The organism is Streptomyces sp. CNT372 (assembly GCF_000377145.1).
This window is the reverse complement of sequence record NZ_KB897776.1, coordinates 253,061-267,250: the sequence shown is the minus strand read 5'-3', so window position 1 is coordinate 267,250 and position 14,190 is coordinate 253,061. Positions and strand designations below refer to the sequence as shown.

Below are 14,190 nucleotides of genomic sequence, written 5' to 3'. Positions count from 1 at the left end.
GCCGCATCGTGCGGTTTCAGCTTCTCGGGCCGCTGAGCATCGCGGACGGTCCCGACACCGTCGTCCTCCAACCGTCCAAGCCCACCAACCTGCTGGCCGCGCTGCTGCTCCACGCGAACGGGGTGGTGTCCGCCGACTACCTCCAACAGGCCATCTGGGGCGAGGAGCAACCCGCCACCGCCAAGGCCGCGTTGCAGACCTGTGTCCTGCGTCTGCGCCGGCTCTTCGCCAAGCACGCGGTCACCGGGGTCCCCATCGAGGCGGTGCCCGGCGGCTACCGGATCACCGCCGGGCCGCGCACCCTCGACCTGATCGGCTTCCGGGAGCAGGTCCGGCAGGCGGCCGGAGCCATCCGGGAACCGGAGGCGGAACTGCGGCTCCTCAAGGACGCCCTGTCCCTGTGGCAGGGCCCGCCGCTCGCCAACGTCCGCTCCGACGTCCTCCACCGGGACGCCGTCCCCCGCCTCGCCGAGGAGCGGCTGCGCACGGTGGAGCGCGTCTGCGACCTCGAACTCTCCCTGGGACGCTGCGGGGAGGCGCTCGTCGAACTGTGGAGCGTCACCCGGGCGCACCCCGGCTACGAGCGGTTCCACGAGCAGCTGATCGAGGCCCTGTACCGGACCGGCCGGCAGGCGGAGGCGCTCGCCGAGTACCGGCGGGTCAAGGAGTACCTGCTCGACGAGCTGGGCGTGGACCCCTCCCCGGCGCTGCGCCGCCTGGAACTGGCGATCCTGCGGGGCGACGACCTCGGGCCGGCCGCCACCGACCGCACCCCTTCGGCCCGGCCCGCCGACGCCCTCGCCCCCGCCGCGCCCCGGCCGCCCTCCCCGGTGACGGCCGTGCCGGTGGTGCCCTCCTTCACCGGCCGGGCGGACGAGCTGTCCGCGATGACGGCCCGGCTCACCGAGGTGCGCGACGAGGCGGTGACCGTCCTGGTGTCCGGGGCACCCGGCATCGGCAAGTCCGCCCTCGCCCACCAGGCCGCCCATCTGGTCCGGGACAGCTTCCCGGCCGGCCGGTTCCTGGTGCGCGCGTCCGGCAAGGACGGTGTGCCGCGGACCGGTGAGGACCTCGCCGCCGAGGTGGCGGCGGCCCTGCGGGACCGGGCGCCGGGCGAGCGGTCGCTGCTGGTCCTCGACGACGTGGTGGACGCGGACCAGGTGCGCCCGCTGCTGCCCGTCGGGCCGGGCGGGGCCGTGATCGTCACCAGCCGGATGGGTCTCGCCGGGCTGATCGCCACCCACGGCGGCTGGGTGCACCGGCTCTCGGTCCTCGGTCCGGAGGAGTCGTACCGGCTGCTGCTCGCCTCGCTCGGCACCGAACGCGTGGCGCGCGAACCGGAGGCGGCGGAGAGGATCGCGGAGCTGTGCGGCCACTTCCCGCTGGCCCTGCGGATCGCCGCCGCACGACTGCTGACCCGGCCCGAGCTGCGGCTCGCCGACTGCGCCGACTGGCTCGCGGAGGACCCGCTGGGCCGGCTCTCGCTCACGGACTCCCCGGGGCTCTCCGTGGACGGGGCGTTCGGCAGCGCCCTGGACCGGCTCGACCCCCGGCTCGCCGACGCCTTCGTCCGGGCGGGCGCACTCCCCGCCGCCGGGTTCCGCGCCGAGGACGGCGCCCCGGCGCTGGGCACGGACCGCGCGGACGCCGAGGAGGTCCTCGAACGGCTGGCGGACTCCGGCTTCCTGGAGGAGGGCCCGCCCGGCCCGTACCGGATGCACGACCTGCTGCGCAGATACGCGCGACGCATCGCCGAACGTACCCGACCGACAGAGAAGGTGTGACGACATGGCCGACACGGCTGCAACGGCCCACGACGCCCCCACCGCGGCGGGCGACGGCACCGGCACGGGCGGGGGCCCGGACGCGGGCGCGGGCAGGGGCGAGGGCGCGGGTGCCGGCACGGGCCGTGCGCCGGACGCGGGCGCGGCTCCGGACCACGCCCGCGCGGCCGGCCGGTCGTTTCAGGCGCTCGCCGGGACCCGGCCCCGGATCCGGCGGGACGTGCTGTTCACCGAGACCCCCGGCGGGGTCCTCTTCCACAACGCCGACGGGGGCTTCCACCTCACGGGCCGCACCGCCTACCGCTTCGCCGCCCTCCTCGTCCCGCACCTGACGGGGCAGCACACCCTCGCCGAGCTGTGCGCGGGTCTCGGCCCCGCCCAGCGGGCCATGGCCGCCGAACTCGTGCGCACCCTCTACCACCGCACCTTCGCCCGGGACGTCCCCGAGGCCGACGCCACCGCCGTGCCGGCCACCGGCGAGGAGGCGGCCGTCCACCGCAGATACGCGGCCCAGATCGCCTATGCCGACCACTACGCCGAGGGCGCGCCCGAGCGGTTCGCCCGCTTCCGCGCCACCGCGGTCGCGGTCCTCGGCGACGACGAGACCGCCCGCTGGTGCGCGCTGGCCCTGGTGCGCAACGGCTGTGCCCGGGTCGCCGTCGCCGCCGACTCCGACGAGGTGCGCGCGGAGGCCGCCGAGGCGACCGGGGACGGCTGCCCCGTGCGCGTCGACCGGGTCGCCGCCGACGCCGGCTGGGACGCGCTCGCCGCGTACGACGTGGTGGTCCTCACCGGGGAGGGCGCCGCCGCGCACACGCACCGGCTGCTGACCGAGGGAGTCCCGGAGGGGCGGACCCTGATCCCCGCGTGGACCTTCGGCGACCGGTCCGTCATCGGCCCGCTGGCCACCGCCGGTTCCACCGGCTGCTGGTCCTGCGCCCTGCTGCGGCTCGGCGCGAACACCGACGCGGCGGCCGCCGCCCAACTGTGGAGCGAGGTCGCGGCGGGGGCCGTACCCGGCGCGACCGGAGCCGGCCCGCTCACCGGGCCGGTCGCCGCGATGTCCGGGAACCTGCTCGGCTACGAGGTCTTCCGCCTGGCGACGGGCGCGCTGCCCGCCGAGACCGACGGGCAGGTCCTCCTCCAGGACCTCGCCTCGCTGGACGTCGTCGCCGAACCCGTCCGGCCCCACCCGCGCTGCCGCCGCTGTGCCGCGCGGACCGCCGCCGACGACTCCCGGCAGGCGCCGCCCGCCGCGCTCACGCTGCCCGCGACGCCGACCGTGGAGACCGCCCGCGAGGCGGAGGACCTGGTCGACGGCCTGAACCGGATCAGCTCGGCCCTCGTCCGCCCGTACACCGGCGTCTTCACCCGGTACCGGGACGAGGAGCTGACCCAGACCCCGCTGAAGGTCGCCCGGGTGGAGGTAGCCTTCGGCGACGGCCCGCGCCGGACGATCGCCGCCTTCGACGTGCACCATCTCGCCGGGGCCCGGACGCGGGCGCTGTACGCGGCGGCGGAGGCGTACGTCGAGCACGTCGTCCCCCTCGTCCCCGCCGGTCTTGGGGGCGGGGACGGAGCGACGCCGGCCGTCCGCCTGGCGCCCGACGCGCTGACCACCGGCGGCGGCACGGGAACGGCGGTGGACGCCGTCACCGCCTGGGCGACGGCGACCTCCCTGCTGACCAAGGAGCAGGTGGCCGTGCCGGCGGCCGCCGTCCGCACCCTCGGCGCGCTCAACCGGGACCGGCTGCACCTGGCGACCGGGGCCGGCAGCGGCGCGGGCGCCGACCCGCAGGAGGCGGCGGGCCGCGGGCTGCTCTCCGCCCTGGCGCACGACGCCCTGCTGCGCGCGCTGCGGGGCGCGACCCGGGTCCGGCCGGTGGGCGGCCCGGACGGCGACCCGGAGCTGGTGTTCCTCACCAAGTCCGCCGCCAATCTGGAGACTTCGGCCGAGCTGCTGGACCTGGGGGAGGGCGAGCGGTCCGGCGCCTACGCGGTGCTGGCCCGGGAGAGGGGCGGCGCGGGCCGCTGGGCCCTCGGCGCGGGCCTGACCCGCCGGGACGCGGCCTGCGACGCGCTGCGGGACCTGCTCGGGCAGGCGCAACTCGCGGCGGAGGAACCGTCGTACGCGATGGACCCGGGCCTGCCCCTGGTCCCGGACCTGGCCGCGGGGACCGTCACCGTCACGGAGGCGACGGCGTGCCCGGTGCGCACGGAGGCGACCACCTTCGACGCGCTGCTGGACCGGCTGCGGGCGGCGGGCCGGGACGTGCTCCATGTCCCGACGACCCCTGCGGACCTGGCTGCCTGCGGGGTCAGCACGAGCCGGGTCCTGGTCACCAGGGGCGCGGTCGCCGCCGGTGACGGCGATGCGGAGGGCGGCCCCGCCGGGGCGGGCGCCGGCCACGACGCCGAGGGCGGCGCCGATGTCCGTCGCTGACACGGCCCCCGCCCCGGGCGCGTGGGCCTCCTCGGCCGACGCCCTGTCCGCCCGCATCGGCTCCGCCCTCGCCGCCCACGGCGTCCCCGCGGCCCTGGACGTGGCCCCGCTGGGGGTGGGCGACGCCTTCGGCCCGGCCGCCCCGGGGGAGCCGCCCGGGCCCGGGGCCCGCCCCCGTACATCCGCCGTCCCCGTCCGCTTCTACGGCCGGCAGGCCGTCGTCGGCCCCTTTCCCGGGGCCGCGGGCGGCGCGGAACAGCCGTGCCCCACCTGCCTGGAGCGCCGCTGGCAGGCCGTGCGGTCCGTCCCGTTGCGGGAGGCGCTGGAGCTCGGTTCGGGCACCCGGGCCGCGGGGGAGTCCCCGTACGTCACCCCGTTCGCCGCGGACGCCCTCGCCGGGCTGATCGCCGCCCGGCTCAGCGGCCGGGGCCCCGCCGAGGGGGCCTTCCCCGCGGTGCACCTGGTGGACCTGGGCACCCTCCAGGTGCGCCACTACCCCCTCGTCCCCGACTCCGAGTGCCCCCGCTGCGGCGAGATCGCCGAGGACACCGCCGCGTCCGCCGTCCTCGATCTGCGGCCCGCGCCCAAGCACCGGCCCGGCAGTTTCCGGGTCCGGGACCTGGCCGACTACGAGCTGCCCGTCGAGCCCTACGCCAACCCCGTCTGCGGCTCGCTGGGCCCCTCCGTCGTCCACGACGTCACCTCGCTCTCCACCTCCGCGACCATCGGCTGCTTCTCCCTGCGCTCCGGCGAGTACCTGCGCGAGACCTTCTGGGGCGGCCACGCCGACACCTTCGCGCAGAGCGTGCGGATCGGCGTGCTGGAGGGACTGGAGCGGTACGCGGGGATGCGCGCCCGCGCCAGGCGGGCCGGGGTCGTCGACAGCCTGGACGGGCTGACCGCCCGCGGCGAACGCGTCCTCGACCCGCGCGTGTGCGGGCTCTACTCGCCCGACTTCCACCGGGCCAACCCCCGGGTCACGCCGTTCACCCCGGACCGGGAGATCCCCTGGGTGTGGGGCTGGTCCCTGCGCGACCGCGCGCCCGTCCTCGTCCCCGAGGTGCTGACGTACTACCACGCGCCCGGCCTGGAGAACCGCTTCGTCCAGGAGTCCTCCAACGGCTGCGCCTCCGGCGGGAGCCTGGCCGAGGCCGCCTACTTCGGCCTGATGGAGGTCGTCGAGCGGGACGCCTTCCTGCTCGCCTGGTACGGGCGGCAGCCCCTGCCCGAGATCGACCCGCGCACCAGCACCCGCCGTGCCACCCGCCAGATGGTGGACCGGCTGGAGATGTACGGCTACGAGGCCCGGTTCTTCGACACCCGGATCACCTTCCCCGTGCCCGTGGTCACCGGCGTCGCCGTCCGGCCCGACGGCGGCCTCGGACGGATGTGCTTCGGCGCGGGCGCCGGGCTCGACCCGGAGGCGGCCCTCGCGGGCGCCCTCTGCGAGATCGCCACCGACGCCGTCAACCTCCAGGGCCGCACCGAGCGCGACGAGGCACGGCTGCGGGCCATGGCGACCGACTTCGGCAAGGTGGCCGCCCTGCACGACCACCCCCTGGCGTACGGCATCCCGGAGATGGGCGACCACGCACACTTCCTGATCGGCGAACCGGGCGAGCCCCGCCCCCCGAAGCACTCCCTCGCCGACCGCTACACCGCCGCCGCGGACGGCTACACCCCCGCCGGCCCCTCCGCCCCCCGCCCGGGGCATCCCGTGCTGCCCGTCTCCGACGACCTCCGGGACGACCTGAGCGCCTGCGTCGGGGCCGTGGCGGACGCCGGGTTCGACGTGGTCGTGGTCGACCAGACCATGCCGGAGCAGCGGCGGCTGGGGCTGCACACGGTGAGCGTCCTGGTACCCGGGCTGCTGCCCATCGACTTCGGCTGGACGCGGCAGCGCGCGCTCGGTATGCCCCGGCTGCGGACCGCGCTGCGCGAGGCGGGCCTGCGCGAACGGGACCTGGAGCCGGCCGACTTCAACCCCGCGCCCCATCCGTTCCCCTGACCCCGGCCCCGGCCCCGGCCCCGGCCCCGTTCCGTTTCCGACGCCCGCCCCCGACGCCCCGCCCGAGACCGCCACCGAGGAGTTCCCATGGGGTACGCCCATGACTACGCCGCCGCCATCATGCAGCGCGGCCGGGTCCCGATGCCCCCGGCCGACTTCGTCCCGAACTGGTCCGACAGCCCCCGCAGGACCAAGTTCTACCCGGGCACGGACGCCCTCCCGCTGCCCTCGTCCGGCTACCCCGCCGACGCCACCCTGGACCGCGGCCTCGGCGCCGGGCCGGACACCGGTGAGCCGGGCGGCGGCGGTCGCTTCGACCTCGCCGCGCTCTCCGGGATGCTGCGCGACTCCTACGGGCTGACGGGCCGCCGGCTCGGCGTACAGGCCAACACCGACCTCGGCGCCCTGCCCTTCTACCCGCTCGCCAACTGGTCCCGGGGCACGGCCTCCGGCGGCGGTCTCTACCCCGTGAGCGTCTACTGGGTGTCCGGGCCGAGCGGCCCCGTCCCGCCCGGGGTGCACTACTACGCGACCCGCCACCACGCGATGCAGCGCCTGCTGACCGGGGACGTCACCGGCGAGGTCCGCGAGGCACTGGGGGCGGGGGCACCGGGCGCGGACACCGGCCAGTACCTGGTCCTCGGCGTCAAGTACTGGCAGAACGCCTTCAAGTACAACAGCTTCTCCTTCCACGCCGTGAGCATGGACATCGGCACCGTCGTCGGGACCTGGCGGATGTGGGCGCGCGCCCGGGGCCTGGCCGTCGAGCCCGTCATGTGGTTCGACGAGGAGCGCCTCGCCCGGCTGCTCGGCGTACGGACCGAGGAGGAGGGGATCTTCGCCGTGGTCCCGCTGCGCTGGCAGGGCACGCCCCACCGCTCCCGGCCCGTCCCGGCCGCCGTACGGCACCGGGACGTCGAGCGGTCCCGTACGGTCCTCGCCTTCGACGCCGTGCGCGCGATGCAGACCGCCACCGCCGAGGACGCCGCCGCCCGCCCCGCACCCGGAGCGCTCGCCCCCGCCGCCGCGCCACCCGCCCGCGCGGACCGGCCCGCGGTCCCGCTGCCCGCGGCCCGCCCGCTGGACACCGATGTGCGCACCGCGTTGCGCCGCCGGCGCAGCAGCTTCGGCCGCTTCGACGCGCAACGGCCCGTCAGCGGAGGCCAGTTGTCGGCCTGTCTGGCCGCCGCGACGGCCGGGGCACGGCTCGGCGGCGACACCGGCACCGGCTGGGGCGCCACCGGGCAGGACGGCGTCCCGCTCGCCAAGCTGTACGCCTTCGTCAACCACGTCGAGGGCCTGGCCCCCGGCTCCTACGAGTACGACCCCGAGGCGCGCGGGCTGCGGCTGCTCAAGGAGGAACGCCCCGGCGCCTTCCTCCAGAAGAACTACTTCCTCTCCAACTACAACCTGGAGCAGGCCGGGGCCGTCCTGGTGCCCACCGTCCGCACCCGCGCAGTGCTGGACGTGGTCGGCGACCGGGGATACCGCCTGGTCAACGCCACCGTCGGCGCCGTGTCCCAGGCCGTCTACACCGCCTCCGCCGCTCTGGAGCTGGGCTGCGGGGTGGCGCTGGGCTTCGACAACGTCTCCTACATCGAGGAACTCGGCCTGGACGAAACGGGGGAGGCCCCGCTGCTGATCATGCTGATCGGCCATGAACGGCCCGGCGCCGCCGACTTCCGCCACGAGATCGCCTGACCGATGGGACCCGGGAGGAGGGGGAGAGCCACGATGACACCGACACCGACACCGACACCGACATTGGCAGGGGCAGGGGCAGGGGCCGGGGCCGGGAGGGCGCCGTTCGTGCTCCGGGTGGCCGGACTGCCCGTGGAGAGCGTCCGGGAGCTGCGCTGCCCCGCGAGCCGCCGCTGGGCCGACGAGGTGGACACGGCGGCCGAACGGCTGCGCGCGGCGGGCGAGGCCGTCGGCGATCTGCTGCACCCGCTGATCGGCCGGACCGAGGGCGACGGCGTCCGCCGCCGGCTCCTCGCGCTGCGCCGGCAGGTGTTCAACGGGCGGCTGCCCGGGGACGCGGACGGCGCACTCGCCCTGGTCACGGACCTGGACGAGGCGGCCGGCCGGGCCCTGGCCGCCTGGCTGGAGGACCACCGCCGGCTGGAGCGGCGGCGCGAGGAGGGGGTCGCCCTGCTCGCGGAGGAGACCGGCCGCAGCCGGGCCGCGCTCTGCCGGCTGGCCGGGGAGGAGCGGCTGCGCAAGGGGCTGCTCCTCGCCTCGCCGGCGCTGGACGCCCAGCTGGGCGCCTATGTGCGTGCGACGGAGGCCGCGCCCGGGGCCGTCCCGGACAAGAAGCGGCGCAAGATCGAGCGTTCGCTGCTCTCGTATCTGTACCGGACGGTGTGCAAGACCAGCCCGTTCTCCACGTTCACGGGGGTTGCCCTGGGCACGATCGCCGACACGGCCCCCGACGGCCTGGCCCCCGACGAGCCGGGCGCCGACGAGCCGGGTGCCGACGGACCGGGCCGTCCGGCCACCCCGGGCCGCGCGACGACCTCGGACCGTCCGGCCGCCGACGGTCTGGCGCTGCGCGTGGCCGAGGAGTGGACCGGCCACGCCCGGCTCAACGTCGCCGCCCTCGGCCGCCTCGCCGACGCCGTCCTCGCCGACCCCGCCCGCCGCGCCGACCTGCCCGTCTCCCTCGCCTCGGGCTGGGGCCGCGACGACGACCGGGTCCGCTACGTCCGGCGCTGGGTCACGGCGGGCGACGAGGACACCGCCGTCACCTTCGACGCCGTCAAGGACCGGCTGTTCTTCCTGCGGCGCAGCGGTGCCCTGGAGCGGCTGCTCGGCCTGTTCGAGGAGCGGGGCACCGTGCGCCACGGCGAGCTGGCCGCCTGGCTCGCGGCCGAGCACGGCGCGGACGCCGGGGAGGTGGACCGCTACCTGGAGGCCCTGCTCGACGTCGGCATGATCCAGGTGCCCTGCCTGCGGACCGAGGTCCACGACACGGACCCGCTGCGCGCCTTCCGGGCGTCCCTGCGCTCCGTCGCCCGGCCCTGGGCGGACGCGCTGGCCGCCCGGCTGGACGGGCCGGTCGACCAGGTGGACCGCTTCGCACGCGCCGCCCCGGCGGAGCGGCCCGCGATCCTCGGCGCCCTCCGCGCCGAACTGGGCGCAATCCAGCAGGAGTTGGGCACCGCGCAGGCCAGGGTCCCGCAGACCGTGCTGTACGAGGACGCGGCGGCCGGCCGCACCGGCCCCCTGGACGCAGGCACCTGGGGCCGGCTCGCCGCCGCGCCGCTGGCCGCCGTGGAGCGCGTCCTGCCCGCCTTCGACCTCACCCTGCCCCAGCGGCTGATCCTCAAGGGCTTCTTCCTCGCCCGCCACGGACGCGGCGGGCGCTGCGAGGACCTGCTCAAGCTGGTGCACGACTTCCACGAGGACTTCTTCGAGCAGTACATGTCGTTCACGGCCCGGCGCACCGCCTTCGACGAGGAAGGCCGCTACGTACCCGAGGAGAACTGGCTCGGACAGCCCGAACTCAAGGCCCTGGACACCGCCCGTCTCGCCTTCGTGGACCGGATGCGGGCCCTGTGGGACGCGGCCCCGCCCGGCACCGCCGAAATCACCCTGGACACCCCCGCCCTGGACGCGGTCGCGGCCGAACTGGACGGCATCGCACCGCGCTTCGCGCCGATGAGCCACCACCTCCAGCTCGCCGACCGCCCCGGGGACCCGCTCCTCGTCCTCAACCGGTCCTACGGCGGGCTGTCCTTCCCGTTCAGCCGGTTCACCCACTGCTTCGACGGCCTCGCCGAGGATCTGCTCGCCGCCTCGGCGGGTGCCTGCCCGCCGGGGGCGGTCCTCGCGGAGGTCACCGGCGGACCGGTGACCAGCAACCTCAACCTGCACGGCCGGCTCACCCCGTACGAGATCGTCTGTCCCGGTGAACAGGGAACCCTGGAGCCGGAGTTCCGCATCGGGCTGGACGATCTGTTCGTCGAGCACGACGAGGAGGCCGACCGGCTCGTGCTGCGCTCGGCCCGGCTCGGCCGCGAGGTCGTGCCCGTGTACCTCGGCTATCTCGTCCCGCTCGCCCTGCCCGAGCTGCCCCGCACCCTGCTCCTCCTCTCGCCCACCTCGATGGCCCCGCTGAACGTGTGGGGCGGTGTCCCGGAGGGCGAGCCGGCGGACGGGGTGACCTCCCGCCCCCGGGTGCGCCACGGGAGCCTGGTGCTGAGCCGCCGTAGCTGGAGCGCGCCCGCGACAGCCCTGCCGCTCCGGGCGCCGGGCGGGTCCGACGCGGACTGGTTCCTCGGCTGGCACCGCTTCCGCCGCGCCCACGGCCTGCCCGACCGGGTGTTCGCCACCGTCTCGGACAGCGGCGCGCGAGGCGCGACAGGGGCCAAGCCGCAGTACCTCGACTTCGACAGCCCGCTGTCGCTGGCCGCGTTCGAAGCCCTGGTCAGAAGCCCCGCGGCCCGGGTGGTGCTACGGGAGGCACTGCCCGACGAGGACGAGCTGCACGTCACCACCGGCCGCGGCCGGCACGTCGCCGAGCTCGCCGTCGAGACCCGAGAGGAGGGCGTCCGATGACCGCCCCCACCGCCCCCACCGGCAAGCAGCCCCCGGCCCCCGGCGCGCCCCCGGCCCACGCCGCGCAGCCCCCGGCCCCCGGGGCCGGGGCCTGGCAGGCCACCCATGTCTTCTACGCCGCCAACCCCCGCCCCCTGCTCCTCCAGTGCGTCCGCCCCCTGGTGGACGAACTGGCGGCCGAGGGCCTGCTCGCCAACTGGTTCTTCATCAACTACTGGCTGGAGGGCCCGCACGTCCGCCTGCGCGTCCGCCCCTCCTCGCCCGCCGCCGGACCCGAGGTGCGCCGTCGCACGGAGGCCGCGATCGACCGCTTCCTCAGCGAGCGGCCCGCCCTCTACGAGGTGGACGCCGGGTTCCTGAACGACTTCTACAACACCCTCTTCGAGATCGAGTTCCCCGGCGCCGAACGCGCCCCCTACCTCGACGACCGGGGCCGGATGAACCTGCGCCCCAACAACTCCCGCAGCGCCGAGCCGTACGAACCGGAGTACGGCAAGTACGGCGGCCCGGCCGGGATCGAGCTGGCCGAGTGGCACTTCCGCCACTCCAGCGAGCTGGTCGTGGACGCCTTCCGCACCAAGAACCTGCATCTGCGCACGGTCCTGCTGGGCACCTCGGCCCAGCTGATGATGGTGATGTCCGGGGCCTTCCTGCCCGGCGACGCCGAACTCGCCGACTACCTGGACAGCTACTACGAGTTCTGGCACCGCGCCTTCCCCGGCACGGGCTTCATCGGCAGCGACGAGTACGACCGCAACTACGCCGCCATGGCCCCCGGCCTGGCCGCCCGGTTCGCCGCCGTCCGGGCCGCCGTCGCCGACGGGGAGCCGGGCAGGCTGCCCGCGTTCCTGGCCGGCTGGGCCGGACACTGCGCCGAACTGCGGGACCGGGCCCGGAAGCTGGCCGCAGACGGGGACCTGGTCTTCCGCTCCTGGGACGGCGAACGGGACGAGCGGGTCACCGACCCGGCCGCCGCCCTCCCGCTGCTCCTCTCCCCGTACATGCATATGACCAACAACCGGCTCCATGTGACCATCCGCGACGAGGCGTATCTCTCCCATGTCCTCGGCCGCTGTCTGCGGGAGTCCCCGTGACGGCGGGACCGGACGCGCCCCGAGCCCGGGACGCCCGCGCGGACGCGTCCCGTGCTGAGGCGGCCCGCGCGGACGCCTCCCGCGTGCCGCACGCCCGCGCGGAGGCGTTCGCCGCCCACCGGCCCGCCCTGCGGGACGGCGTCCTGGTCAGCGACGCCCTGCTGCACGGCCCCGGGACCGTGCGCCTGATCAAGGACACGGCCGGGGGGCACTCCTTCAAAGTGGGCGAGAAGGAGTCCTTCCTGATCTCCCGGATGGACGGCAGCCGCACCCTGGCCGGGATCGGCGAGGAGTACGCGAGCCGCTACGGGCGCCGCCTGGCCGAGGAGAACTGGCGGCAGCTCCTCGGGATGCTCGGCACCCGGGGCCTGCTCGCGGGGTCGCCCGCGCCCGCCCCGGCCCCCGCCCCCGCCCCCGCTCCCGCCCCGCCGCGCACCCTGCTGCGCGGCACCCTCCGCCTCGTCGCGGACGCCGACGCCACCGCGACCCGGCTGCACCGCGCCACCGGCTTCCTGCTCCACCCGCTGTGGACGGTCCCGCTGCTGGCGGCCGTCCTCGCCATGGAGGTCGTACTCGTCCTGAGCGCAGGGGAGTTGGTGACCGCGACGGTGGAGCTGTTCCGCAACCCCGTGCTGCTGACGGCGGCGGCCAGCCTGCTCTGGCTGAGCACCGCCCTGCACGAACTCGCGCACGGCGTGGTCGCCCGCCACTTCGGCGGCCGGGTCGCCGGGATCGGCCTGCGGTGGCGGCTCCCCGTGGTGATCATGTACTGCACCGTGGACAACTACCTCTATCTGCGCACCCGTTGGCACCGGATTGCCACCGCCCTCGCCGGTGCGGTGATGAACCTGCTGTTCCTGCTGCCGTTCTTCGCACTGTGGCGGTGGGCGCCGCTGGACACCGCCACCCGCGACGCCCTTGCCGGACTGCTCCTCCTCGGCAGCGTCCAGGCCCTCGCCATGCTGGTCCCCCTCCCGCCGCTCGACGGCTACAAGATCGCCGCCCAGCTCGCGGGCGCCACCGAACTCGCCGCCTCCAGCCGCGACTACCTCCGCCTCGCCCTGCGGCGAGATCCGGCCGCCGCCCGCTACCCCCGACGCGCCCGCACCGTCTACACCGCCTACGGACTGGGCACGCTGCTCGTCCTGGGCGTGCTCGCCGCCGCCGTCGCGGCCCTCGTCCACCACCTGCTGACGGCCGTCTAGCCCCATGATCAAGGAGAGCCCCATGCCCCCCACCGCCCCGGACCCCATGGCCCCGGACGCGACCGCGCCGGACCTCACGGCGGCGCGGGACCTCACGGCCGCGCCGGACGCGGCCGCCGCGGAGCCGACGGCGCCGGACGCGCGGCAGAGCGCCGCCATCGCCCTGGACTCCGTACACAAGCGGTACGGGTCCGTCCAGGCCGTGGACGGCATCTCGCTGACCGTGCCCCGCGGCGAGTTCTTCGGCCTGCTCGGGCCCAACGGGGCGGGCAAGACCACCCTCGTCGAGATCATGGAGGGGCAGCGGCGGGCCGACTCCGGCACCGTCGCCGTCCTCGGGCAGAGCCCCTGGCCGCGCAACGTACGGCTGCTGCCGCGAATCGGCGTCCAGACCCAGACCTCGGCCTTCTTCGTCCGGCTCACCGCCCGCGAGCACCTGGAGACCGTCGCCGCGCTGTACGGGGCCGGGCGGGAGGCCGTCGACCGCGCCCTCGCCTCGGTCGGCCTGACCGAACAGCGCGCGATCCGCGTCGAGGACCTCTCCGGCGGCCAGCGCCAGCGGCTCGCCATCGCCTCCGCCCTGGTCCACGAGCCCGAGCTGATCTTCCTGGACGAGCCGACCGCCGCCCTGGACCCGCAGGCCCGCCGCGCGCTGTGGCAGGTCCTGCGCGACCTCAAGGGCGCGGGCCGCACCATCGTCTACACCACCCACCACCTCGACGAGGCCGAAGCCCTCTGCGACCGGGTCGCCATCGTGGTCGACGGCCGTATCCGGGCCCTGGACACTCCCGCCCGCCTGGTCGCGTCCGGCAGCACCACCACCCGGCTGGTCGTGCCCGCCGGACGCATCGGCGCCGAGGCCGCCCGCGCGATCGACGGGGTGCTGGCCGTGACCGAGGAGGCGGGGACCGTCGTCCTGGAGACCCTGGACGCCGGCCCGGTCCTCGCGGCCCTCGGCGAGATCACCGGCCTCCAGGGCGTCCAGACCCGCACGGCGAGCCTGGAGGACGTCTACCTCCGGCTCACCGGCAGCGGCACCCAGCCCTCCTAGGAGGTGCCCGGCCCTGATCCGCCGGACACCTCCTGACCCCCGCCC

At 76.1% G+C, this 14,190-nt stretch carries 8 protein-coding genes; all 8 read left to right on the top strand.

Annotation, left to right across the window (positions count from 1 at the left end):
• Nucleotides 1–8 precede the first annotated feature (8 nt).
• Nucleotides 9–1,784, top strand: coding sequence for an AfsR/SARP family transcriptional regulator (locus tag C593_RS0101075; protein WP_018845454.1), 1,776 nt, complete (start codon nucleotides 9–11; stop codon nucleotides 1,782–1,784).
• Between the two features lie 4 nt (nucleotides 1,785–1,788).
• Nucleotides 1,789–4,227 carry a TOMM precursor leader peptide-binding protein gene (locus C593_RS0101070; protein WP_018845453.1) on the top strand — a complete coding sequence of 813 codons (2,439 nt, stop codon included), beginning with the start codon at nucleotides 1,789–1,791 and terminating at the stop codon, nucleotides 4,225–4,227.
• A complete protein-coding gene (locus tag C593_RS0101065) occupies nucleotides 4,214–6,235 on the top strand; it encodes a TOMM precursor leader peptide-binding protein (protein ID WP_037744476.1) in 2,022 nt (673 codons plus the stop codon). Before C593_RS0101070 ends, C593_RS0101065 begins: the two co-directional genes overlap by 14 nt.
• Nucleotides 6,236–6,322: 87 nt before the next feature.
• Nucleotides 6,323–7,936 (top strand): SagB family peptide dehydrogenase, encoded by a 1,614-nt coding sequence (locus C593_RS0101060; RefSeq protein ID WP_018845451.1) that lies wholly within the window; start codon nucleotides 6,323–6,325, stop codon nucleotides 7,934–7,936.
• Nucleotides 7,937–7,969: 33 nt separating this feature from the next.
• Nucleotides 7,970–10,795 carry a lantibiotic dehydratase gene (locus C593_RS0101055; RefSeq protein WP_078521082.1) on the top strand — a complete coding sequence of 942 codons (2,826 nt, stop codon included), beginning with the start codon at nucleotides 7,970–7,972 and terminating at the stop codon, nucleotides 10,793–10,795.
• Nucleotides 10,792–11,889 carry a lantibiotic dehydratase C-terminal domain-containing protein gene (locus C593_RS0101050; protein ID WP_018845449.1) on the top strand — a complete coding sequence of 366 codons (1,098 nt, stop codon included), beginning with the start codon at nucleotides 10,792–10,794 and terminating at the stop codon, nucleotides 11,887–11,889. Before C593_RS0101055 ends, C593_RS0101050 begins: the two co-directional genes overlap by 4 nt.
• 83 nt (nucleotides 11,890–11,972) lie before the next feature.
• On the top strand, nucleotides 11,973–13,094 hold the full coding sequence (locus tag C593_RS0101045; RefSeq protein ID WP_026277240.1) for a site-2 protease family protein: 1,122 nt from the start codon (nucleotides 11,973–11,975) through the stop codon (nucleotides 13,092–13,094).
• Nucleotides 13,095–13,116: 22 nt separating this feature from the next.
• On the top strand, nucleotides 13,117–14,145 hold the full coding sequence (locus C593_RS0101040; protein WP_018845447.1) for an ABC transporter ATP-binding protein: 1,029 nt from the start codon (nucleotides 13,117–13,119) through the stop codon (nucleotides 14,143–14,145).
• Nucleotides 14,146–14,190 lie beyond the last annotated feature (45 nt).

Bases quoted from the DNA above. Each gene is read 5' to 3' on its own strand.
- C593_RS0101070 (WP_018845453.1), top strand. From the start codon at position 1,789: ATGGCCGACACGGCTGCAACGGCCCACGACGCCCCCACCGCGGCGGGC.
- C593_RS0101065 (WP_037744476.1), top strand. From the start codon at position 4,214: ATGTCCGTCGCTGACACGGCCCCCGCCCCGGGCGCGTGGGCCTCCTCG.
- C593_RS0101060 (WP_018845451.1), top strand. From the start codon at position 6,323: ATGGGGTACGCCCATGACTACGCCGCCGCCATCATGCAGCGCGGCCGG.
- C593_RS0101055 (WP_078521082.1), top strand. From the start codon at position 7,970: ATGACACCGACACCGACACCGACACCGACATTGGCAGGGGCAGGGGCA.
- C593_RS0101050 (WP_018845449.1), top strand. From the start codon at position 10,792: ATGACCGCCCCCACCGCCCCCACCGGCAAGCAGCCCCCGGCCCCCGGC.
- C593_RS0101040 (WP_018845447.1), top strand. From the start codon at position 13,117: ATGCCCCCCACCGCCCCGGACCCCATGGCCCCGGACGCGACCGCGCCG.